General features: G+C 59.0%; 19 protein-coding genes. 9 read left to right on the forward strand and 10 right to left on the reverse strand.

All coding sequences use genetic code 11. From position 1 onward, the window contains the following. Nucleotides 1-2 precede the first annotated feature (2 nt). Together arsB and MWU53_RS04240 are read right to left on the reverse strand one after the other, a co-directional pair. On the reverse strand, nucleotides 3-1,022 hold the full coding sequence (arsB, locus tag MWU53_RS04235) for an ACR3 family arsenite efflux transporter (RefSeq protein ID WP_247090808.1): 1,020 nt from the start codon (nucleotides 1,020-1,022) through the stop codon (nucleotides 3-5). Nucleotides 1,023-1,088: 66 nt separating this feature from the next. Continuing rightward, on the reverse strand, nucleotides 1,089-2,876 hold the full coding sequence (locus MWU53_RS04240) for an extracellular solute-binding protein (RefSeq protein WP_247091745.1): 1,788 nt from the start codon (nucleotides 2,874-2,876) through the stop codon (nucleotides 1,089-1,091). A 398-nt stretch (nucleotides 2,877-3,274) separates the two neighbouring features. On the opposite strand from MWU53_RS04240, the gene MWU53_RS04245 reads away from it, so the two are divergent. Both MWU53_RS04245 and MWU53_RS04250 read left to right on the forward strand, forming a co-directional pair. Next, nucleotides 3,275-4,048 (forward strand): 3-hydroxybutyrate dehydrogenase, encoded by a 774-nt coding sequence (locus MWU53_RS04245; protein WP_247091747.1) that lies wholly within the window; start codon nucleotides 3,275-3,277, stop codon nucleotides 4,046-4,048. Nucleotides 4,049-4,050: 2 nt separating this feature from the next. After that, nucleotides 4,051-5,103 carry a patatin-like phospholipase family protein gene (locus tag MWU53_RS04250; protein ID WP_247090810.1) on the forward strand — a complete coding sequence of 351 codons (1,053 nt, stop codon included), beginning with the start codon at nucleotides 4,051-4,053 and terminating at the stop codon, nucleotides 5,101-5,103. Here MWU53_RS04250 and MWU53_RS04255 read toward each other — a convergent pair. Further along, nucleotides 5,100-5,729 (reverse strand): LysE/ArgO family amino acid transporter, encoded by a 630-nt coding sequence (locus MWU53_RS04255; protein WP_247090812.1) that lies wholly within the window; start codon nucleotides 5,727-5,729, stop codon nucleotides 5,100-5,102. The two genes, MWU53_RS04250 and MWU53_RS04255, sit on opposite strands and share 4 nt — an antisense overlap. Beyond that, nucleotides 5,726-6,472 (reverse strand): DUF502 domain-containing protein, encoded by a 747-nt coding sequence (locus tag MWU53_RS04260; protein ID WP_247090814.1) that lies wholly within the window; start codon nucleotides 6,470-6,472, stop codon nucleotides 5,726-5,728. The genes MWU53_RS04255 and MWU53_RS04260 overlap by 4 nt, the downstream gene beginning before the upstream one ends. A gap of 212 nt (nucleotides 6,473-6,684) precedes the next feature. Between MWU53_RS04260 and ligA the strand changes: the two genes are divergently transcribed. The 3 genes from ligA (at nucleotide 6,685) to MWU53_RS15925 (ending at nucleotide 11,159) form a co-directional block, all read left to right on the forward strand. After that, nucleotides 6,685-8,814: an NAD-dependent DNA ligase LigA gene (gene ligA / locus MWU53_RS04265; protein WP_247090816.1), complete on the forward strand. Its 2,130-nt coding sequence runs from the start codon at nucleotides 6,685-6,687 to the stop codon at nucleotides 8,812-8,814. Continuing rightward, on the forward strand, nucleotides 8,814-10,904 hold the full coding sequence (recG, locus tag MWU53_RS04270) for an ATP-dependent DNA helicase RecG (protein ID WP_247090818.1): 2,091 nt from the start codon (nucleotides 8,814-8,816) through the stop codon (nucleotides 10,902-10,904). Before ligA ends, recG begins: the two co-directional genes overlap by 1 nt. 132 nt (nucleotides 10,905-11,036) lie before the next feature. After that, nucleotides 11,037-11,159: a hypothetical protein gene (locus MWU53_RS15925; protein ID WP_255464714.1), complete on the forward strand. Its 123-nt coding sequence runs from the start codon at nucleotides 11,037-11,039 to the stop codon at nucleotides 11,157-11,159. Nucleotides 11,160-11,360: 201 nt separating this feature from the next. On the opposite strand, the gene MWU53_RS04275 is transcribed toward MWU53_RS15925, so the two are convergent. Continuing rightward, nucleotides 11,361-11,804: an iron-sulfur cluster assembly scaffold protein gene (locus MWU53_RS04275; protein WP_247090820.1), complete on the reverse strand. Its 444-nt coding sequence runs from the start codon at nucleotides 11,802-11,804 to the stop codon at nucleotides 11,361-11,363. A 70-nt stretch (nucleotides 11,805-11,874) separates the two neighbouring features. On the opposite strand from MWU53_RS04275, the gene hisI reads away from it, so the two are divergent. Further along, entirely contained in the window at nucleotides 11,875-12,234 is a 360-nt protein-coding gene (gene hisI / locus MWU53_RS04280; protein ID WP_247090822.1) for a phosphoribosyl-AMP cyclohydrolase, read from the forward strand. Between the two features lie 65 nt (nucleotides 12,235-12,299). Here hisI and gluQRS read toward each other — a convergent pair whose 3' ends face one another. The 5 genes from gluQRS to gyrA all read right to left on the reverse strand — a co-directional run bounded on the left by gluQRS (nucleotide 12,300) and on the right by gyrA (nucleotide 19,175). Continuing rightward, on the reverse strand, nucleotides 12,300-13,163 hold the full coding sequence (gluQRS, locus tag MWU53_RS04285; protein WP_247090824.1) for a tRNA glutamyl-Q(34) synthetase GluQRS: 864 nt from the start codon (nucleotides 13,161-13,163) through the stop codon (nucleotides 12,300-12,302). Between the two features lie 13 nt (nucleotides 13,164-13,176). Next, on the reverse strand, nucleotides 13,177-14,523 hold the full coding sequence (trmFO, locus tag MWU53_RS04290) for a methylenetetrahydrofolate--tRNA-(uracil(54)-C(5))-methyltransferase (FADH(2)-oxidizing) TrmFO (protein WP_247090826.1): 1,347 nt from the start codon (nucleotides 14,521-14,523) through the stop codon (nucleotides 13,177-13,179). 366 nt (nucleotides 14,524-14,889) lie between these two features. After that, a complete protein-coding gene (locus tag MWU53_RS04295; RefSeq protein WP_247090828.1) occupies nucleotides 14,890-15,291 on the reverse strand; it encodes a VOC family protein in 402 nt (133 codons plus the stop codon). Between the two features lie 101 nt (nucleotides 15,292-15,392). Next, entirely contained in the window at nucleotides 15,393-16,274 is an 882-nt protein-coding gene (locus MWU53_RS04300) for a hypothetical protein (protein WP_247090830.1), read from the reverse strand. A 174-nt stretch (nucleotides 16,275-16,448) separates the two neighbouring features. Next, nucleotides 16,449-19,175, reverse strand: a complete 2,727-nt coding sequence (gyrA, locus tag MWU53_RS04305) for a DNA gyrase subunit A (protein ID WP_247090832.1) — start codon at nucleotides 19,173-19,175, stop codon at nucleotides 16,449-16,451. Nucleotides 19,176-19,371: 196 nt separating this feature from the next. Between gyrA and ctaA the strand changes: the two genes are divergently transcribed. From ctaA to MWU53_RS04320, 3 genes are all read left to right on the forward strand, one after another. Beyond that, nucleotides 19,372-20,520 (forward strand): heme A synthase, encoded by a 1,149-nt coding sequence (gene ctaA, locus MWU53_RS04310; RefSeq protein WP_247090834.1) that lies wholly within the window; start codon nucleotides 19,372-19,374, stop codon nucleotides 20,518-20,520. 2 nt (nucleotides 20,521-20,522) lie between these two features. Then, on the forward strand, nucleotides 20,523-22,001 hold the full coding sequence (locus tag MWU53_RS04315; protein ID WP_247090835.1) for a carboxypeptidase M32: 1,479 nt from the start codon (nucleotides 20,523-20,525) through the stop codon (nucleotides 21,999-22,001). A 283-nt stretch (nucleotides 22,002-22,284) separates the two neighbouring features. Next, entirely contained in the window at nucleotides 22,285-22,896 is a 612-nt protein-coding gene (locus MWU53_RS04320) for a transglutaminase-like cysteine peptidase (RefSeq protein ID WP_247090836.1), read from the forward strand. Nucleotides 22,897-22,946 lie beyond the last annotated feature (50 nt).

A 22,946-nucleotide genomic window follows, 5' to 3' on the forward strand; every position in this document is an offset into this window, starting at 1 on the left:
GGTCAAGCGTTCGGAAACCAATGGCGCGTGCGGTTTGCGAAAGCGACCAGCGACAGCATCACGGGCACCTCGACCAGCACGCCGACGACAGTCGCCAGCGCAGCACCCGAGTTCAGGCCGAAAAGCGAAATCGCCACAGCCACTGCCAGTTCAAAGAAATTCGACGTGCCGATCATGCAGGCAGGCGCTGCGATGTTGTGCGGCAGTTTCATCGCCTTCGCCGCGCCATAGGCGATGGCGAAGATCCCATAGGTTTGGATCAGAAGCGGCACGGCGATCAGGACAATCGCCAGCGGTTTGGCCAGAATGGTCTGCGCCTGAAAGCCAAAGAGCAGCACGACAGTGGCCAGCAGCCCGACCACGGACCAAGGTTTCAGGCGAGCCAAGAAGCCATCCAGTGCGGCCGGTCCCTTCTTGACCAAACGTGCTCGAGTCACAATGCCTGCTGCCAGCGGAAGGACAACGTAGAGGATCACCGAGAGCAGCAGCGTCTCCCACGGGACGGTGACGTCTGAGATGCCCAGCAGGAACGCCGCGATAGGGGCGAAGGCGAAGATCATGATCACGTCATTCACACTGACCTGCACCAGCGTATAGGCCGGATCGCCCTTGGTCAGTTGGCTCCAGACAAAAACCATGGCCGTACACGGCGCCACGCCCAGAAGGATCATGCCCGCGATATATTCATTGGCGGTTTCGGGTTCGACAAGCCCCGCAAAGATGACCCGAAAGAACAGCCAGCCAAGTGCCGCCATGGTGAAGGGCTTGATCAGCCAGTTGATCACCAGCGTCAGCACCAGCCCCTTGGGGCGACGACCTATGTCTTTGATCGAGGCGAAATCGACCTGCACCATCATCGGATAGATCATGACCCAGATCAGCACGGCGACCACAAGGTTCACCTTGGAAATCTCAAGTGCTGCGATGGTTTGGAAAAGACCGGGCATCAGGTTGCCCAGAAGAACGCCCGCAATGATGCACAAAGCTACCCAGACGGACAGAAAACGTTCGAAAATACCCATGAGACCTCCGGGCGGCAGGTGATCGTGTTACGCGATGCCTAAATGCCGCCCGAAGTCAGTTCAAGCTTATTTCTGATACCACCAGATTTCCGGCTGGAAGCCCAGATAGTCGCCATACATCGGGATGCGCGCGGGGAAGTGCAGCTCTTTCGCGTGGGCAACGTGCGACAGCTCGCTATAGCCCAGCGGAATGACGAAACGGCTGGCGGTCAGGACGCGGTCCAGGGCCTTTACGGCAGCGCGGAAGCCGTCCTGATCTTCAGCCGTCAGCATGGCATCGATCAGCGCATCGATGGCGGGGTTCTTCACGCCCATCCAGTTGCGCGAGCCTTCCGTGTCCGCACTGTCGCCACCCCAGTAAAGCTTCTGTTCGTTGCCCGGAGACAGCGACAGACCGCGCCAGTAATAGGCCATGTCGAAATCAAATGCGGTGGTGCGTTCCTTGTATTGTGCGGAATCGACCGAGGTTATGGTCGGCGTGATCCCCAGACGCGACAGAGCGGCCGAGAAGATCTCGATTTCCTGCCGGTTCTCATCGGCACCGGATTTCAGCAAGATCTCGAAGGTGAAGGGCTGGCCCGCGTCGTTTTTCATCACGCCATCCTGCACGGTCCAACCTGCATCTTCCATCAGGCCCATCGCGGTGCGGATGCCCGCGCGGTTGCGCTCGGACCCGTCCGAGGCGGGCAGGCTGTAGCCTTCAATCGCACCGGGAGGAATATCACCAGCCAGCCCGTCCAGCAGGGCACGCACCTTGCCTTGTGCTTCCTCTCCTGGCGCCATGCCCAAAACCGAGTTGTGGAAATAGGACTGGATGCGGCGCTTGGTGTTGCCGTGGATGGTCTGGTTGATGAATTCGAAGTTGAACGCATGGATCATCGCATCGCGGACCCGAATGTCCTGAAACGCCGGGCGGCGCGTGTTCATCACATAGCCCTTGATGCCGGTCGGGCGTTGGTGCGGGATGTCCGACAGAACGATGTCGCCTGACTGCACGGCGGGGAAGTCGAACTGCGTGGCCCATTTATGTGCGTTGGTTTCGCGGTGGGTGTTGGACTCGCCCGCTTTGAAGGCCTCAAACGTCACGCCGCCATCGCCATAGTAGTCAAATCGGATTTCATCCAGATTGGCTTGACCCTTCATGAAGGGCACATCCTTGCCCCAGTAATCGGGGTTGCGCTTCAGGGTCAGATAGCGGCCGGGCTCGAAATCGCCAATCACGTAGGGCCCCGAGGTGATGGGCAGCACGTCCACGCCGGACTCGTCGAAATTCGCGGCTTCCCATTGGGCCTTCTGCAGGATGGGACGCATGCCCAAGATCAGGGGCAGCTCGCGGTCTTCGGTGTTGAAGGTGAACTTGATCGAGCGCGGGCCGGTTTGCTCCATCGTTTCGATCTTGTTCCATGCACCGTGATAGCGCGGGTGCCCCTTTGTGCCGAGCGTTTCGTAGGACCACATCACGTCTTCCACGGTGACGGGGGTGCCGTCGGAAAACGCAGCTTCTTCGCGCAGCGTGAATTCGACCCAAGTGCGGTCGTCATCGGTTTCGACGGTCTCGGCCAGAAGGCCATAGAGCGTGAAGGGTTCGTCATAGCTGCGGCCCATCAGGCTTTCGGCCAGCATGAAACGCAGCTGCCACGGTGTGCTACCTTTGCGGATATAGGGATGCAGGCTGTCGAAGCTTCCGGCCTCGGCAAAAACGATCCGGCCCCCTTTGGGTGCGTCGGGATTTACATGGGGCAATGCGGTGAAATCGGCGGGCAGGGCGGGGTCGCCATACATGGCTATGCCATGCTGCGGCTCTGCATGTGCTGCCAGCACCGTGGACAGTGTCACAACGCCCGTTGCGATCATCCCGCGAAGCTTCCGTGTCATATTAGTTCTCATTGCGAAACAATCCTTCACATCCCTGATTTATCTGGTGAAACACTAGAGGTGGAAATCCGCCTTTTCAAACTTTTAGCTTGGATAAAGGCGTCTAACCGCTTATAAAGAATGCACTGCTCGATAGGTTTCTTGCCTGTATGAAACCTGCCTCAATAACTTCACGCCCGCCTTGTGCGGGCGTTTTTTTTATGGCGAATCCGGGATGGGATGATCGCGCAAAGCGCGTCGTAATCTAGAGAGGGAATCGGGTGATTCCACAAAGTCCCGTAACGCAGTGAAAGCACTGGTGCCTTGGAATCCTTGCGTTATGCTGCACCGCAACAGTTTTAAGCTTGTGGATAAGGAGCCCCAATATGGCCATCACCATGTCACTGGAAGGCAAAACCGCCGTCATCACCGGATCAAACTCGGGCATTGGGCTTGGAGTCGCCAGAGAGCTGGCCCGCGCAGGCGCGGATATCGTCCTGAACTCGTTCACCGATTCGCCTGAAGATCACTCCATTGCGGCCGAAATCGCTGACGAGTTCGGTGTAACGGCACGCTATATTCAGGCCGACATGTCCAAGGCCGAGGAATGCCGCGCTTTGATCGAAAAGGCCGGGCGCTGCGATATCCTGGTGAACAACGCCGGCATTCAGCATGTCGCCCCGGTCGAGGATTTCCCCATCGACAAGTGGAACGCGATCATCGCGATCAACCTCAGCTCGGCCTTCCACACCACCGCCGTTGCTGTGCCAATGATGCGTGCTAATGGCTGGGGCCGGGTGATCAACATCGCTTCCGCGCATGGCCTGACCGCGTCGCCCTACAAATCCGCCTATATCGCCGCGAAGCACGGCGTGGTCGGTCTGACCAAGACTGTGGCGCTGGAAACTGCCGAGGATCCGATCACCGCAAATGCGATCTGTCCCGGCTATGTGCTGACCCCGCTGGTTGAAAGCCAGATCCCGGACCAGATGAAGACCCACGGCATGGACCGCGATCAGGTGGTGCGTGAGGTGATGTTGGCCCGTCAGCCCTCGAAGGATTTTGCCACCGTTGAGCAGATGGGCGGCACGGCGACCTTCCTGTGTTCGGATGCTGCGGCACAGATCACCGGCACGACGATTTCGGTCGATGGTGGCTGGACAGCTCTGTAATCATGGCGTCACCCAAGCGGATTAATCTGGCCCTGCAAGGTGGGGGCGCTCATGGTGCCTTCACGTGGGGTGTGCTGGATTGCCTTCTGGAAGACGAAGGGATCGAGATCGCTGCGATCTCGGGCACGTCGGCGGGCGCCTTGAACGGGGCCGCCGTGAAGTCCGGGTTGGTCGCAGACGGCAATGGCAATGACCGGGACGCGGCGCGTGCATCGCTGGATGCTTTGTGGCACCGGTTGGCGGGGGTGAATGACCTTCGCCTGACCACATGGTTTGCCCAGTTCGCGCCCCAGAGCGACCTGATCAGCCAAGCGTTGGAAGCGATGCCGGTTTTCGCGTGGGCCGACATGGCCAGCCGCGTGGTCAGCCCCTATGTCTATGGGCCGTTCTATGCGAACCCGCTGAAATCCGTGGTGGACGCGTTCGACTTCGATCAGGTCTGTGCAGACACAGGACCGAAACTACATGTCTCGGCCACCAATGTGCGCACTGGCAAAATCCGCGTATTTCAGGGCGACGAGATCTCGACCGAGGCGATCCTTGCCTCGGCCTGCCTTCCTACCCTGTTCCAAGCGGTCGAGCTGGAGGATCCGAAAACCGGCACAGTCGAGGCCTATTGGGACGGTGGCTATACCGGCAACCCCGCGCTGTTCCCTCTGTTTGACCGCGCGCTGCCTGCTGATGTGATCGTGGTAAATATCAACCCGTTGTTCCGGCCAGACGTGCCCACCACCGGGCAGGACATCCAGAACCGCATCAACGAGATCAGCTTCAACTCGTCGCTTCTGCGCGAGTTGCGGGCGATCAGCTTTGTGAAACGCCTGATTGCCGAGGGGCAAATGTCTTCGGATCAGATGCGGGACGTGCTGGTGCACATGATCGCGGATGATGCCCTGATGCGTGATCTGTCCATTGCGACCAAGTTGATCCCGACTGCCGTAATGCTGTCTCGTTTGAAAGAGGCCGGGCGTAACGCGGCCAAAGCCTTCCTTACCGCGCATCGCAGCGACCTGAACACCCGCAGCACGGTCGATCTGGAAGAGATGTTTGGTTAGTGCAACGTGCCGTTGGCAACGCCCAAAAGCAGCTTCGTCGCAATCGCCCACATCACCACACCAATGATCACGTCAAGAACCCGCCACGAGGCGGGCTTTTGCATGACGGGTGCCAAGAAACGCGCGCCATAGCCGAGCGAAAAGAAGAACACGAAGCTGGAGATCACCGCGCCCGCACCAAAGGTGATCCGCGTGGGCCAGTCGGGATACGACGTCGAGATTGCGCCGATCAGGCCCAGCGTGTCCAAATAGACATGCGGGTTGGCCCAGGTGAAGGCCGCGGCGATGGCCAAGGTGGCCCACAGCCCACGCGATTGACCCGCGATTTCCATCGCGTAGTTGCCTTTCCACGCGGCCATGAAGCGCATCAGGCCATAGATGATCAGGAAGGCAGCTCCGGCCAATGCCATGACGGTGGGCAACGACGGCATCGCCTCGACCAAGGCACCAAATCCAGCGACGCCCGCCGCAATCAGGAGCGCGTCCGACGCGGCACAGAACAGGCACAACCAGAAAACATGCTGCTTCATCAACCCCTGCCGCAGCACAAAAGCGTTCTGCGCGCCGATCGCAAGGATCAGCGAAAAGCCGGTGGCAAATCCGGTCAGAGCAGGGGCGATGGTCATTTGGCGCTGGGTGTTTCAGCCGGCTGGCTGGGATCTTTCGAATTCGGATAGACCAGCCCGGCCGAGATCACCAGCTTGGCCGCATCCTCAACGCTCATATCCAGTTCGATCACGGAATGGCGCGGGACGAACAGCAAAAAACCCGAGGTCGGGTTCGGGGTCGTCGGCAGAAAGACCGAGATGATATCCTCGTCAACCGGGATGCGCATATCAACTTCACCCTTCGCCTTGGTCGAGATGAAGGCAATCGCCCAAATTCCCTTGCGCGGGTACTCGACCAGACAGGCCTTGTCGAACTTGGTGTCGGTCGACTGGCTGAACACGGTCTCGGCGATCTGCTTCAGCCCGTTATAGAGCGAGCGCACGACTGGCATGCGATCCACGAGTCCCTCGCCCCATGACAGGAACGAGCGGCCAATCAGACCCTTGGTGATCCAGCCCACAAGCACGGTGAAAATAAGGAACACCACGACGCCAAGGCCACGCACGTTGACGCGCACATCCTCGCCGAACAGCATTTTGAACCATGCGCTGTCACCAAACAGCCAATCGATCAGCGCGTTCGGCTGATATGCGGCAGGCACAAAGGGCAAAACCCAGCTGTCGATCCAGCCGACAAAAGTCCAGATCAACCACATGGTAACGGCGATAGGGGCCACGACCACAAGGCCCGCAAGGAAGTTGTTGCGCAGACCGGTAAAGGGGCGCCATTTGCGCCTGTGATGGTCGTCCTGATCGTGCATGAAGGCGGGTTCCCGTAACGTCTCGGGCAAAACTTATGTGCTTGGGGTGAAATCGGCAATAGCCGTAACGTCAATTCGCCCAGTTCTTGGGTCTTTGAAGTTGGGATTTTCAGGGGCTTAGGCGCAAGGTGCGCGGGTTGGGGGTGGACGGGCTGTGACGGAACCGCCTATCACTTTCCTAAACGACCCATTTAGAAAGTAGCCGTCCCCCCATGAGTGCGCCCCGCGAGATTGCAGTAAATGACCTGACCGAAGCCCAGGCGAAGGACGAGCTTGCGCGCCTGTCCGCGCTTCTGGTTGCTGCCAATCTGGCCTATCACGGCAAGGACGCGCCCGAGATCTCGGATGCGGAATACGACGCCGCCAAGCGCCGGAATGCCGAGATCGAGGCGCGCTTTCCTACTCTGAAGCACGCCGACAGCGCCTCGGATCAGGTGGGGGCTGCGCCCTCGGACGGATTCGGAAAGATTGCGCACGAGGTGCGGATGCTGTCGCTGGGAAATGCGTTCAGTGACGAGGACGTCGCCGAGTTCGTCGGGCGCATCCGTTCGTTTCTTGGGTTATCCGTTGACGCCCCGCTGGCCTTGACGGCCGAGCCGAAGATCGACGGGTTGTCGCTGTCGATCCGCTATGAGCACGGAAAACTGGTTCACGCGGTGACCCGAGGGGACGGATCGGTGGGCGAAAACGTCACCGAAAATGCACGCACAATCAAGGACATACCGCATGTTCTTGAAGGCGCCCCTGAGGTGTTGGAGGTGCGGGGCGAAGTCTATATGTCCCACGAGGAATTTGCCGACCTGAACGCCCGCTACGCGGCGCGTGGCGGCAAGAGCTTTGCCAACCCGCGCAATGCGGCGGCGGGGTCGCTACGCCAGCTGGATGCCTCGATCACCGCCGATCGCCCGCTGCGTTTCTTCGCCTATGCGTGGGGCGCGCTATCAGCACCGCTTGCGAACACCCAGATGGGTGCAGTGGAGCGGCTGGCCGCGCTTGGTTTCCAGACCAATCCGCTGACCCAGAAATTTACCGATCTTCAAGAGATTCTAGCGCATTATCGCAGCATCGAAGCGCAGCGCGCCACGTTGGGCTATGACATTGACGGGGTGGTGTACAAGGTGGACGATCTTGCGCTTCAGGCGCGTCTTGGCTTTCGCTCGACAACTCCCCGTTGGGCGATTGCGCATAAGTTTCCCGCTGAAAAAGCGTGGACGCGGTTGGAAGCCATCGACATTCAGGTGGGGCGCACTGGGGCTTTGTCGCCCGTCGCGCGCCTGACGCCTGTCACTGTCGGGGGCGTGGTCGTCTCGAACGCCACGCTGCATAATGAAGATTACATCGCCGGGCGTGACAATTCCGGGGCTGAAATCCGGGGTGGCAAGGACATCCGGGTCGGCGATTGGGTCGAAGTCTATCGCGCGGGTGACGTGATCCCCAAGATTTCGGACGTGGACCTGTCGAAGCGGCCGGACGATGCCGTGGTCTATGCCTTTCCTGACGAATGCCCGGAATGCGGATCGGATGCGATCCGCGATGAAGGCGACGCTGTGCGCCGTTGCACGGGGGGCATAATCTGCCCCGCGCAGGCTGTTGAGAAACTGAAGCATTTCGTGTCGCGTGGCGCATTTGACATCGACGGTCTGGGCGCCAAACAGGTCGAGATGTTCTATCACGACGCGGTCCTTCCGATCCGCGAGCCCGCCGATATTTTCACGCTGAAAACCCGCGATACGGGCCAGTTGGCGCGGTTGAAGAACCGCGATGGCTGGGGTGAAAAAAGCGCTGATAAGCTATTCCAAGCGATTGAAGAACGGCGCGTAATCCCTTTAAATAAATTGATATTTGCGCTTGGTATTCGTCACGTTGGCGAAAGCGCGGGCAACCTTCTGGCCCGGCACTATGGCACGTGGGAGGCGTTCGAAACCGCCGTGACTGCCGCCAAGCCCGATACACTCGAGTGGGAGGATCTGGTCTCGATCGACGGTGTTGGCGCGGTGATGGCCGGATCGTTGGTTGCGGCCTTCGCACAAGAGCGCGAGCGCGCGTCCATCGACCGCTTGGTGGCGGAACTGGACGTGCAACCCGTTGAAGCCCCGAAAACCGAAGGAAGCCCTGTCGCGGGCAAGGTGGTCGTTTTCACCGGCACGCTCGAGAAGATGACCCGCGCGGAAGCCAAGGCGCGAGCTGAATCCCTTGGGGCTAAGGTGTCGGGATCGATCTCGGGGAAGACGGACCTTTTGGTGGCCGGGCCGGGTGCAGGGTCCAAAGCCAAGAAAGCCGCCGATCTGGGGGTTGAAACCATAGATGAAGACGGCTGGCTTGAACTGATCGGAGACGCCTGATGTCGACCCGTCCCGAAATCCTGTTCCCTCTGTTCGCCAAGCTGGAAACGCTGGGTGGGATCGGGCCGAAGACTGCCAAGTCGCTGGAAACGCTTGGGATTACACTGCCACGTGATTTGTTGTTCTGGCTCCCCCATGCAGGGATTGACCGCAAATTCCGTGCGTCAGTTTCCGAGGTTCAGCCGGGTGATATGGCCACGGTCGAGGTTGAGGTCGGCCCACATCGCCCAGGACGGTCAAAGAGCGCGCCTTACAGGGTCGAGGTCTCGGACCCGCTGACGACGTTCGAACTGGTGTTCTTTCACGCCAATACGCGCTGGCTGGAAGGGCAGCTCCCGGTCGGGGCGAAACGCGTGATCTCGGGCAAGGTCGAGCATTTCGAAGGGCGCGCGCAGATCGTGCATCCTGATTTTATCCTGCCGCCGGGCGAGGTGGGGCAGATCCCCGATTTCGAACCCGTTTACCGCCTGACAGCGGGCGTGACCGGCAAGACGGTGATAAAGGGGGTGGGTGATATTCTGACCCGTCTGCCAATGTTGCAGGAATGGGTCGATCCCGCCTTGAAAGAGCGCGAGCATTGGCCGGACTGGCACGAGGCCTTGCGTGCGGCCCATACGCCTGATGGCCCGGATGACCTGTCACCGCAGTCTGTTGCACGCCGCCGATTGGCCTATGACGAGTTCTTCGCACATCAACTGACATTGGCGCTGGCCCGTGCGACGGTGCGCCGTGGCAAGGGGCGTGTCAGTATTGGAACTGGCGCATTGCGCGACAAGGTGCTGGCCGCGCTGCCGTACACCCCCACCGGCGCACAATCTCGCGCGGTCGAGGAGATCGCCGCGGATATGGCCGCAGGCACCCGCATGAACCGCTTGTTGCAGGGCGATGTGGGCGCGGGAAAGACGCTGGTCGCGCTGCTGTCTTTGCTGGTCGCTGTCGAAGCAGGCGGGCAGGGCGTCATGATGGCCCCGACCGAAATCCTGGCCCGTCAGCATCTGGAAGGCCTGCGCCCGCTGGCAGACGAAGCAGGTGTGGTAGTCGAGATCCTGACCGGACGCGACAAGGGCGCGGAACGGCGACGCAAGCTTGAGGCGTTGAAAGACGGCAACATTCACATTCTGGTCGGCACCCACGCGGTGTTCCAAAAAGATGTGGAGTTTCAAGGCCTTCGCCTTGCCGTCGTGGATGAACAGCACCGGTTTGGCGTCGCCCAACGGATGGAGCTGGGGGCGAAGGGTGCGGCCTCGGACGTGCTGGTGATGACCGCCACGCCGATCCCGCGCAGCCTGGCCTTGGCGCAATATGGCGACATGGATGTGTCTGTGTTGGATGAGAAGCCTCCGGGCCGCAAACCCATCAAAACGGTGCTGATCAACACTGGGCGGCTTGATGAAGTGGTTGAACGACTGCGCGGTGCGATTGCCGAAGGTGCGCAGGCCTATTGGGTGTGCCCGCTGGTCGAGGAAAGCGAGGTCATGGACATGACCGCCGCTGAAGAACGGTTCAAGTATCTGCGCGCCCTCTTGGGCGAAGGCGTTGTGGGCATGGTGCATGGCCAGATGCCTGTGGCCGAGAAAGACGCCGCGATGGCGGATTTCGTGGCGGGCAAGACCAAGCTTTTGGTCGCCACCACAGTGATCGAGGTTGGCGTGGACGTGCCCAATGCCTCGATCATGGTGATTGAACGGGCCGAGCATTTCGGCTTGGCGCAGTTACACCAGTTGCGCGGGCGCGTGGGGCGCGGGCAGGCGGCGTCAACCTGTCTTTTGATGTATCAGGCACCACTGACCGAGGGCGGCGAAAAGCGACTGTCGGTGATGCGTGACACCGAAGACGGGTTCGTGATTTCCGAGGCCGATCTGGAAATGCGTGGGGCAGGCGATGTGCTGGGCACCGCGCAATCCGGTCTGCCGCGGTTCTGGGTCGCGGACCTTGAGCATCAGGCTGGGTTGATGGCCGTGGCGCAAAAAGACGCGCGGTTGTTGCTGCAGCAGGACCCGGATCTGAGCACCCCGCGGGGGCATGCAGCGCGTGTTCTATTATGGCTCATGCGACAGGACGAAGCGATCCGTTTGATTTCAGTGGGTTAGCGACGTTGTTCTCAAAAGTTCACAAATGTTCTTAAAAAGTTCTTTACAGAATGGCCTTCGATATGCGAACAAAATAGCAACACGGATGCAGTGACACACACTGCCCAGAAGACAGAGAGCAGGAGTAACCCCATGTTGAACGATGTCAAAATCGCATTGTCCCGATCCTCGACCACGATTGTCTCGGACACGCTTGGGGCGATTTCCTTGCTTGTGCTGCTTCTGGGTGCGCTGCATCTGCCCGGGATGATCTGATCCCACACAGTTTCTGCCTGCGGATGGTCTGATCCAGCATCATGTCCCAACGAAGCCTTCTGTCCCGAAGCCTTCACGATGCATTCGACGGAGTACCGCCCGTCACCTGCCTGTCGGAATGTTTGCCTCTTCCCGACGCTATTTGGATGACCTGAACCGCATCACTTCCGCCGCCTCCCTGCCAGGAGCGCGGCGGTTTTTTTATGCGCTGGCTTTTGCGTCGTCGAATGCCTCGATGGCGGCATTGAAGGCCAACAGGATCGAGGCGTGACGGTTTTTGAATTCACGCGCGGGCTGAAGCACCTCGTAGCCGTCGAAAGGGGCCGAGGGGACGGGGCCCGCGTCTTTCAGCATCGCCATAAGCTCGTCGCGGCCACGCTCCAAGGTGGGGCGATCCAATCCGATGATGACTTTGCCCAGGATCGAGGCCGAGGCCTGACCCAGCGCGCAGGCTTTGACGTTTTGTGCGTAGTCCGAGATTTGGTCCCCGTCGAGCGTCAGGGCAGCGGTCACAGTAGACCCGCAAAGCGGCGAGCGCGTTTTGGCTTCGCCCTGCGGTGCGTCCAACGGGGCCTGATGCGGGATCGAGGCTGCCAAGGACAGGATCTGCTTTGAATAAAGCTTGATCAGGTCAGTATCGCTCATCTCGGGGCCTTTCGTCGGGCGTTCATCCGCTCTACATAGAAGCGCAGTACCGGAAAGAAAAGGACGGGCCATGACATTTGATGCGAGCCAGTTGAAGTTTGACGACAAGGGCCTGATCCCGGCCATCGCGCAGGATGACGAAACCGGCGAGGTTCTGATGATGGCGTGGATGAACCGTGAGGCGGTGGAAATGACGCTGGAGACGCGTTGCGTCACCTATTGGTCGCGCTCGCGTCAGTCGTTCTGGATCAAGGGCGAGACCTCGGGCCATGTGCAGGAGCTGGTGGATTTCCGGTTCGACTGTGACAAAGATTGCTTGCTGGTGCGGATCCGCCAGACGGGTGCGGCCTGTCACACCAACCGGCGGACCTGTTTCTATACGGCTGTGCGGGACGGGGAAGAAGTCGAGCTGATGGCGCCGATGACCTGATGTCGCGCCGGGGGTTTTGCACCCCCGGACCCCCGCAGGATATTTCTGACAAGAAAAAGAGGGGCTTACAGCCCGACCATTCGGCGGATGTCGTCGGGCGTTTTGCCGTCGGCGCGGTACGTCGCAATGGCGCGTGCGTCGTCTCGTTTGGCGAGGCGCTTACCAGCTTCGTCTCGGATCAGTCGGTGGTGGTGGTAGGTGGGCGTGGGCAGGCCGAGAAGCTTTTGCAGAAGGACATGGATGTGCGTAGCGGGCTGGATGTCTTTGCCGCGCACCACATGGGTGATGCTTTGGGCGGCGTCATCCAGCACGACAGACAGATGGTAAGAGCCTAGGAAATCCCGACGGGAGAGGACGATGTCTCCGACCTCTTGCACCATGTTGCAGGCGGGGGTGCAGAGGGTTTCGTCTGTTCCCGACGATTGCTCGGTGTAGCAGAATTCGCGCTGGCCGACCGCGTCGAGCGCCTTTTGCATGTCCAAGCGAAGGGCTTGGTGCTCGGGAAAAGCCGCGCGGGGGTCCGTCTTTGTGCGGCAGGTGCCCGGATAGATCAGCCCATCGGGGCCATAGACGGGGTCTGCGCCTTCTTGCGGGGCACTGGCGGCGGCGGCGATGTCGCGGCGGGTGCAGGAGCAGGGGTAGAGCAAGCCGCGGTCCCAGAGGGAGTTTAGCGCCTGAGTGTAGTTTGACAGCCGATCAGACTGGCGCAGGGGTGTCTCGTCCCACGTGATGCCGAGCCATGTCAGATCGTCATAGATCTGCTCTTCCCATTCAGGTCGCGAACGCGTGGAGTCGATGTCCTCGATCCGCAGCAGGAATTTGCCCCCCGCTGAGCGTGCCATGTCATGCGCCAGAAGCGCAGAATAGGCATGGCCAAGATGCAAGGGGCCGGTGGGGCTGGGCGCAAATCTTGTTATGAAATCAGCCATTTGCGCGAAACCCTTACGCGAAGTTCGCGAGCCAGTTTGACCATTCCGCCTTGGCACGGTCGGTATAGGCTTTGTAGCGATCCTTGCGCCCGCGACGGCCGCCTTTCAGGCCATCGACCGGGCGGAACAGACCGAAATTCACGTTCATCGGCTGGAAAGTCTTGGCTTCGGCGCCGCCGGTGATGTGGTGGATCAGCGCGCCCATAGCGGTGTCTTGCGGCACGGTGGGAAGGTCGTGCCCTAGGATCTCGGCTGCCGCTAGACGTCCGGCGAGCAGACCCATAGCTGCGCTTTCCACATAGCCTTCAACCCCGGTGACCTGACCTGCAAAACGCAAATTCGGTCGTGACTTCAGGCGCATCTGGTTGTCCAGTAGGGTCGGCGAGTTCATAAACGTATTCCGGTGGATGCCGCCCAAACGCGCGAACGAGGCGTCTTCCAGGCCGGGGATCATTTTGAACACATCCGTCTGCGCGCCGTATTTCATCTTGGTCTGAAAGCCCACGATATTGAAAAGCGTGCCCAGAGCATTATCGCGGCGCAGCTGCACCACGGCATAGGGCTTGTTCTCGGGATCATGGGCATTCGTCAGACCCACCGGCTTCATCGGGCCAAAGCGCAGCGTTTCACGGCCACGTTCGGCCATCACCTCGATCGGCAGGCAGCCGTCGAAATATGTGGCGGTTTCACCCTCGTGGAATTCAGTCTTGTCGGCGGCCAGAAGCGCGTCGATGAAAGCTTCGTACTGGTCCTTGGTCATCGGGCAGTTCAGATAGGCTTTCTGCTCTTCCTCGGTCTCGCCCTTGTCATAGCGGGACTGGGCCCAAGCCACGTCCATATTAATGCTGTCCGCGTAAACAATAGGGGCGATGGCGTCGAAAAAGGCGAGCCGTTCGGCGCCGGTTTCGCGGGCAATCGCTTCGCCAAGTGCAGGCGAGGTCAGGGGGCCGGTGGCAAAGATCCAGTTGCCGTCCGTTGGCAGCTCTGAGACTTCGCCATACTCCACGCGGATATTGTCGCGGGCGCGCAGTTTTTCGGTTACCGCGGTGCTAAAGGCATCGCGATCCACGGCCAAAGCGCCCCCGGCTGGCAGGCGGTGCTGATCGGCGGTTGTCATGATCAAACCATCAGCCTGACGCATTTCCCAATGCAGCAGCCCAACGGCGTTTTGTTCGTCATCATCCGACCGGAAGGAGTTCGAGCACACCATCTCGGCAAAATCGCCGGATTGGTGGGCGAAGGTTTCGACCTGTGGGCGCATTTCATGCAGCACCACGTCTACACCCATATGTGAGGCCTGCCAGGCCGCTTCCGATCCGGCCATTCCGCCGCCGACGATATGCAATGTCTTGTCTGTCATGCTTCGCAGATAGGGCATCGTCTGGAAAAAGAAAAGCCCGCCATGGGGAATGGCGAGCTTTTCCGGGTGAGGGAAAATTCACCCGTGCCCCGGTAATCGGGGACGCCCTTCCTGATCTTTGGGGTGGGGTGGATCAGAAAGGATTTGCCGTGGAAAAAACAGACCTGTTCAAATTGCAGTCAGGCAATCGAAAGTCTGGTAACTCGTCAAATATGAAGTTGTTCTTTGTTCCTAGTGAGCGCGTTAGGGTTGAAGTCAATATATGGGCAATTGAGGCAAAAATATGAAGTCGTGTGGCGAAACTGTGAGGTAAGCACAATTTGTGGCAGAAAATTCACACCAGCAAGCAACCAATAGAATGGAGCTTCAGGGCATGGCAGGCTGCATGAGATCCCATGGTTTTCCATGAAGATCTTCGAAGACGACGACCTTCCCGTAGGGTTCCGAGCGTGGGGTTTCGCGGAAAATCACGCCCGCGTTTTGCATCTGTGCGTACTTTCCGTCGAAATCATCTGTGAACAAAAAATGCCCAACGCGGCCGCCAGCTTGTCTTCCGATGCAATCGGTCTGATCTCCGACAGCCTTGGCAATCAGAAAAGCAGTTTCCGCTTCGGGGTGAGGAGCCATGCGGACCCAGCGCTTGCCACCGCCCATGTCGGTGTCTTCCAGCAAAACGAACCCCAGCGCGGATTGAAACCACGCGATGGCTACGTCGTAGTCGTCCGTCAGGTAGGTGATCAGGGCGAGGCGAATTGTGGGGTGGGTCATGGGTGCTCCTGCTATCTATCTAGGAAGAAAGACAGCAGGAGTGTTCGTGTGCAAGCCCCAATCATCGGGGCTGAGGGCGAGCTTTCGAGAAGCCGGCCGGATTAGAAGAACAGCGGCAGGCCGTCGTAAAGGTCGTAGGGACCGAAGGCGCGTTCGGTGGTACGCAGACGACGCTTGCCGGTCTCAAAGGTCAGCGACATGCCGACTTGGTTGATGTGGCCAATTCCTATGTCAAGGCGTCCGACAGAGACATCGAACCACGTGTCCTGAGCAACCATGTACCCTGCACCCAGTTCAAATTGAGTGACGTCGTTCGGACCAAAATCCAGCCAGTTCACGCCAGCGAGTACACGCATATTCGGACGGACGTTGTATTTGCCCGACAGGCTGACATTGTTGAAGCCATCAAAACGCATATAATCCAGCGAAACCTCGTATTGTTCGGTTTCACGTTCAAATCCAATCTCAAAGATCGTTTCGTCTTCGTCTATCACGCGAATGACCGAGGCATAGGCCATGTATTCGCCATTGCTGTACTCGGCGAAGGCTTGCGCGAAATCAGTTCTGCCGCCTTCAAAGTCGAACCGCGAGGCCGACAAACCGAAGGTATAGTCGTTCAAGCGGTATTCACCGCCAATCAGAAAGGTTTCCAGATCGTCGGATGGGCCATCAGTGAAGCCTGATCTGCTATAGCTACCAAGCAGTGTGAAGTTCTGTGTGAATGCATAACCTGCCGTGATTGTGCCTTGGATTAAGCTAGCGCTTGCACCATCACCGCTTATACGCGTTACGTCCAGTTCCAGCCCATAGGTCAACTTGCCGTTTGTGCCTTCGTAGCCAAAGGTGCCGTTTGTTTCGCTGAGCGAACCGCCATCGGCGCTCCAGCGGTCATAGCTAAGTGCGCCGGACATATAGTTGGTCTCGGCCAGAAGCGGTGCGGCGCTGAGCATCAGTGCGGGCAGGGCGATGGTAATAGTTTTCATAAAAAGTCTCCATTTTTACCCGCCCCAATTGAAACGATTCGAGCGGGTATACAATGGGCGGTGAAATGGCCTGCATAAAGTGGTTGGGGTTGTGGCAACGCAGTCACATTCGCGCATGAAAAAGCCCGCCATATCAACAGGAACGGCGGGCTTTTCGTGTTCTGCAAAAAGCGGTTAGCTTTCGTCGCTATTCGCCTCGTCTTCGTCCGAGCTTTCGACGATCCGCGCGACCGACACGACCTCTTCGCCTTTGCCGGTGTTGAAGACTTTTACACCGCCTGCACCGCGCGAACGGAAGCTGATCCCGTCCACAGGGCAACGGATCGACTGACCTTTTGAGGTCGCAAGCATGATCTGGTCTGTAATCTCGATCGGGAAGCAGGCAACGATGTCTCCACCCCTCATGGCCGCCACACCTTGGCCACCACGGCCACTGACGCGGTAATCGTGACTGGAGGTCAGGTTGCCAGTGCCACCCTTGTTGATCGTAACCAGAAGATCATTCGCGGATAGCATGTCCTGATAGCGCTCTTCGCCGAGATCGCCGGACACCTCTTCGCCGCCGTCTTCGTCGGCATCGCTGCCAAACTCGCCGCGGAAGCGCTTGATGAAGGCACCGCGTTCATCCGGGGTGGCGTCAAAGTGACGGATGACCGAGGCCGAAACCACCTCGTCCCCGGCATTCACCAGCTTGATGCCGCGCACACCAGTCGACGAGCGCGAGTTAAACACGCGCACATCCGTGACGGGGAAGCGAATGGCGCGACCGCCCGAGGTCACCAGCATCACGTCGTCGTTTTCGTCACAGATGCGGGCGTTGATCAGGCGGGTGCCTTCATCATCGCCCTCGAACTTCATCGCAATCTTGCCGTTCGACTTCACATTGGTGAAGTCCGACAGGCGGTTGCGACGGACCGAGCCTTTGGACGTGGCGAACACAATCTGAAGGTCGTCCCATTCTTTCTCGTCTCGATCCACTGGCAGAATGGCGGCAATCGACACGCCAGTTGGGATTGGCAGGATGTTCACCAGCGGTTTACCTTTGGCGGTGCGGCCCCCTTGTGGCAGGCGCCAAGTTTTCAGCTTATACGCCATGCCGTCATCGGTGAAGAACAGCAGTTGAGTATGCGTATTGGCGACGAACAGCGTGGTGATCACGTCTTCGTCTTTGGTCTGCATCCCCGACAGTCCTTTACCGCCACGCTTCTGCGCACGGAAATCGGCAAGCGGCGTGCGTTTAGCCCAGCCCGAGGCAGTGATGGTCACGACCATATCCTCGCGCTCGATCAGGTCTTCGTCGTCCATGTCGCCCGACCAGTCCACGATCTGGGTGCGGCGCGGCACGGCAAAGGCGTCTTTCACCTCGATCAATTCGTCCGAGATGATGGACATGATCCGCTCGCGCGAACGCAGAATATCCAAGTAATCCCGGATCTTTGCGGCGAGTTCTTGAAGTTCGTCTGTGACTTCTTTCACACCCATTGCGGTCAGACGTTGCAGGCGCAGTTCCAAAATGGCGCGCGCTTGCGCTTCGGACAGGTTATAAGTGCCGTCCTCGTTCATCTTATGGGTTGGATCGTCGATCAGCTGGATGTATTCCGCGATGTCATGGGCAGGCCAACGGCGCTCCATCAGTTTCGCGCGCGCATCCGCAGGGTCAGCCGATGATCGGATCGTCGCGACAACTTCGTCTACATTCGAAACAGCCACTGCCAAGCCACACAGAACATGGCTGCGCTCGCGCGCTTTGCGCAGGTCATAGGCCGTACGGCGCGTGACAACTTCCTCGCGGAAGGTGATGAAATGGCTTAGGAAATCGCGTAGGGTGAGCTGTTCAGGACGACCACCGTTCAGCGCCAGCATGTTACAGCCGAACGAGGTCTGCATCTGCGTGTGGCGGAACAATTGGTTTAGAACAACCTCGGGCGTCGCGTCGCGCTTCAGCTCGACAACAACACGAACGCCGATCCGGTCGCTTTCGTCCTGCACGGCCGAAATGCCTTCCAGTTTCTTGTCGCGCACACCTTCAGCGATACGCTCGACCAAGGTGGCTTTGTTTACCTGATAGGGGATCTCATCCAGAACGATCGCATAGCGGTCTTTGCGGATTTCTTCGATCCGTGTCTTGGCGCGCATGATGACGCTGCCACGGCCTTCCAGATAGGCTTTTTGCGCACCGGAACGGCCCAACATGATCCCGCCTGTCGGGAAATCGGGGCCGGGGATGTATTCCATCAACCCTTCGGACGTCAGGTCCGGGTTCTCGATCAACGCCAGGGTGCCATCGATTACCTCGCCCAGATTGTGCGGCGGAATGTTCGTGGCCATACCGACCGCGATCCCGCCAGCACCGTTGACCAGCATGTTGGGGAAGCGGGCGGGTAGGACGGTCGGCTCAAGGTCCTTGCCGTCATAGTTGTCTTGAAAGTTGACGGTGTCTTTTTCAATGTCCGCCAGCAGCGAAGCGGCAGGTTTGTCCATCCGGACTTCGGTATAACGCATGGCCGCCGGGTTATCGCCGTCCATCGAACCAAAGTTACCCTGACCATCCAATAGCGGCAGCGACATTGAGAATGGCTGCGCCATACGCACAAGCGCGTCATAGATGGCCGAGTCACCGTGCGGGTGATACTTACCCATCGTGTCGCCGACCGGGCGGGCCGACTTGCGATAGGGTTTGTCATGCCCGTTATTGGTTTCATACATCGCATACAGGATGCGGCGATGCACCGGCTTCAGACCGTCGCGCAGATCCGGGATGGCGCGGCTCACGATTACGCTCATTGCGTAGTCGAGATACGAGCTTTTCATTTCCTCTTCGATGGAAATTTGGGGGCCGTCATAGACGGGGCGCTGGGGCATTTCGTCCATGTTTTCCGGGGTATCAGGGGTATCTGTCACGTTGTCCGCCGTTTTTGTGCGTTTCACACTATATATAGGTCAGGCCACCTTAGCAGAACGCTCGATATGGGGGCAACCAAAAGGGCCCGTTTGAGCCGATCTTCGGGCGATTTTTTGCGGGAATTCCCGCGCTTTGGCCCCTTGGCTTTCCCGACGGCTGAGGCCATTATCGCCCAAACGCGAAACGGAGAGCCAGATGTCCAAGCCCCGCAGCATTTTCGAGGAAGTCAGCGACGCCAACGAGGGCGCGCGCGACACCCCAAAGACCGGCGCGATCGAACGCGGTTCGGGCGGCGGTGGTGCGCGTGGGGCCATTCGGTTGTGGCTGGTGCTTCTGTTCGCCCTCGTGGCCATCATGGTCGTTGTGGGTGGCCTGACGCGCCTGACTGATTCTGGTCTTTCGATCACCGAATGGGCGCCGTTCACCGGGGCGATGCCGCCGATGGATCAAGCCGCGTGGGAGGCCGAGTTCGCCAAGTATCAGGAGATCCCCGAGTTCAAGCTGCAAAACAGCCATATGGATCTTGAGGCGTTCAAGAGCATTTACTGGTGGGAATGGGGCCATCGTCAGCTGGGTCGTTTCATTGGCCTTGTCTGGGCGATTGGCTTTTTCGGCTTTCTGGCCGCCCGCAAGATCCCCAATGGCTGGACCGGCCGGTTGTTGCTTCTGGGCGCGCTTGGCGGGCTGCAGGGGGCTATTGGTTGGTGGATGGTGTCCTCGGGTCTGACGGGGGATCGCGTCGACGTCGCCTCGTATCGCTTGGCGGTGCATCTGGGGCTGGCTTTCGTGATCCTGGGCTTCATCACATGGTATGTGCTGCTTCTGGGCCGCAAAGAGGCCAGCCTGATGGCGGCGCGTCGTTTGCGCGAGCGCAAGCTCTTTGGCATGGGTACGGGGCTGTTGCATCTGGCCTTCCTGCAGATTCTGTTGGGTGCTCTGGTGGCCGGTATCGACGCCGGGCGGTCTTTCGTGGATTGGCCGTGGATGGCAGATCAGTTCTTCCCGCCCGAGGCCTTCGACATCACGCCCCTGTGGCGCAACTTCTTTGAAAACGCGGGCCTTGTGCAATTCATGCATCGCATGGTGGGCTATGTGCTTGTGATCTTTGCGATTGTCATCTGGCGCGCTTCGCGCAAGTCGGGCAACCAGATGGTGCGCACGGGCTTTACCTTGGCCTGTCTGATGGTTGGCGCGCAGGCTGTTCTGGGCATCACGACCGTCCTTCAAGCCTCGCCCCTGCATGTGGCCATCACACACCAAATCGGCGCGATGCTGGTGTGGGTTCTGGTCCTGAACGCCCGGTATCTTGCGGGCTACCCAACCGAACAAAGCATTCGGAGCTAATAATGAGCGCATTTAACGATCTGATGGAATTTGCCCGCGATACCCAAGCCTTGGGTGAAGTGGCGGGTCGTTTGGGCTGGGATCAGGAAACGGTGATGCCCGAGGGGGCAGGGCCGCAACGCGCCGAGGAAATGGCCGCGATGGAGAAGATCCTCCATGCCCGCCGCAACGATCCGCGTATTGGCGATTGGCTTGAAGCCATTGACGAAGCGGGTTTGGACGACGCTGGACGCGCCCAGATCCGCGAAATCCGCCGTGCGCGCGACCGTGCTGCGAAAGTGCCTGTGGCGCTGGCGGCAGAACTGGCCCGTGTAACCTCGGCCGCGCAGGGCAAATGGGCCGAGGCGCGGGCCGCGGATGATTTCGACGCCTTCAAGCCGGTTCTGGAAGAAGTGGTGAAGCTGCGTCGCGAAGAAGCCAGCGCGTTGGCGGATGGTAAAGACCTCTATGACGCGCTGCTCGACGACTACGAGCCCGGCATCACGGGCGGCGATATCCAGACGCTTTTTGATGCGATGCGTCCGCGTTTGGTGACACTGCGCGACAAGGCGCTGGGGGCGGCCAACCAGCCTGAAATTCTTGTGGGCAACTGGGCTGAGAAGAAGCAGCTGAAGCTCTCGACCAAGCTGGCAAAGACTTTTGGGTATGATCTGACCCACGGGCGGATCGACAAGGCGGTGCACCCGTTCAGCTCGGGCTCGGGGTTGGATGTGCGCATCACCACGCGGACCTCGGAAGATGATCCGTTCAATTGTTTCTATTCGACGATTCACGAGGTCGGGCACGCCTGTTACGAACAGAACATCGACAACGCCTATCTGCTGACACCCATTGGGCGCGGGGCGTCGATGGGTGTGCATGAAAGCCAATCGCGCATCTATGAGAACCAACTGGGCCGCTCGCGCGCCTTTACCGGCTGGCTGTTTGACCAGATGGAGAAGCGGTTCGGCAAAACACCCGCAACCGATGCAGATGCGTTTTATGGCATGGTGAACCGGCTTCAGAAGGGTTTTATCCGCACCGAAGCGGATGAAGTTCAGTACAACCTTCACATCATGCTGCGCTTCGACTTGGAGCGTCGCCTGATTGGCGGGCAACTGGACGTCACGGATCTGGAAACCGCATGGAATGAACGGTTCGCGGCTGATTTCGGATACGAGGTCGACAAGGCGTCTAACGGCGTGTTGCAGGATGTGCATTGGTCCGTCGGGTTGTTTGGCTATTTCCCGACCTACGCGCTTGGGAACATCTATGCAGGCTGTCTTTATGACGCGCTGCGCAGTGATCTGCCAGATCTGGATGCGAGGTTGGGGCAGGGGGATTCGTCCGCAGCCACGGCATGGCTGTCAGACAAGTTGCAACAACATGGAAGCCTGCGTACGCCACGCGCGACGATCGAACATGCCACGGGAAAACCGGTTTCGGTCGAGCCGTTGCTGGCCTATCTGGAACACAAGTTCGACGACATCTATTTCAGCTAACCTCTTATCGCTTTGGGGGAAAACTCGACGTCAATACCCCGTTCGCGCGCTTTGTCTTCCCGTCATGCAAGGACGAGGTCGGCGGATTCACGCGCGGTCTTGGGGTGTGCGCTTTGTCACACTCGGTAAAATGTTGCAGTAAGTGTGCAAGTAGTGCTGGATTTGGTCATTGGTTCTGTTCAAGGTCGAGCTTGCCTGAGGGGGGCAACTTTGGTCGCTGACGCCAAAGACACAAATTGTAAATGTTTGTGCCTTTAAGTTTGCGATCGATGGAGGTTTATGGATGACCACGCTCTCTGGTCCGGGCAGTATTCGTACACTTGGACGTAAAACTTTTGGCGCAGCCCTGTTGGCCGCGTTGGCAAGCTTTGCCGCGCCGACTGATGGGTTCGCAAGCGGATCTGATTTCCTGAAATCGCGCGGATTGGGAACGGCTCCGCCGGGCGCGCAACGCCTGTGTTCCACCTATAGCTGGGCCTGTGCGCGTGGATCTTCCAGCGGCACTGTCACGCAGGGACAGATGCAGGTCGTGCGTGCCGTGAACTCGCAGATAAATCGATCAACACCGGCAATTGAAGACAGTCAGCAATATGGCGAGGCCGAGCGTTGGGCAATACCAACAAGCCGAGGCGGCGATTGCGAAGACTACGCTTTGGCCAAGAAACGCGCCCTGATTGGCAAGGGCATTAACCCTCAGCGTTTATTGATCGCGACGGTTCTAGATCGAAGCAGACGCCCGCATGCGGTGTTGGTTGTGCGCACGGAACAAGGCGACATGGTTTTGGATAACGTTACCAATTCGATCCGGAACTGGCGGGACACCCGATATGTGTTCTTGCGGATGCAAGACCCTAACAAACCGTCACGATGGGTGAATGTCATCGCCGGAGGATGAATGGGGCTGAAGTTCGCCCAAAGCGTTTCGGTTATAACCTGACGCAGGGG

The sequence above is a fragment of the Aliiroseovarius sp. S1123 genome (assembly GCF_023015885.1).
Classification (GTDB): domain Bacteria; phylum Pseudomonadota; class Alphaproteobacteria; order Rhodobacterales; family Rhodobacteraceae; genus Aliiroseovarius.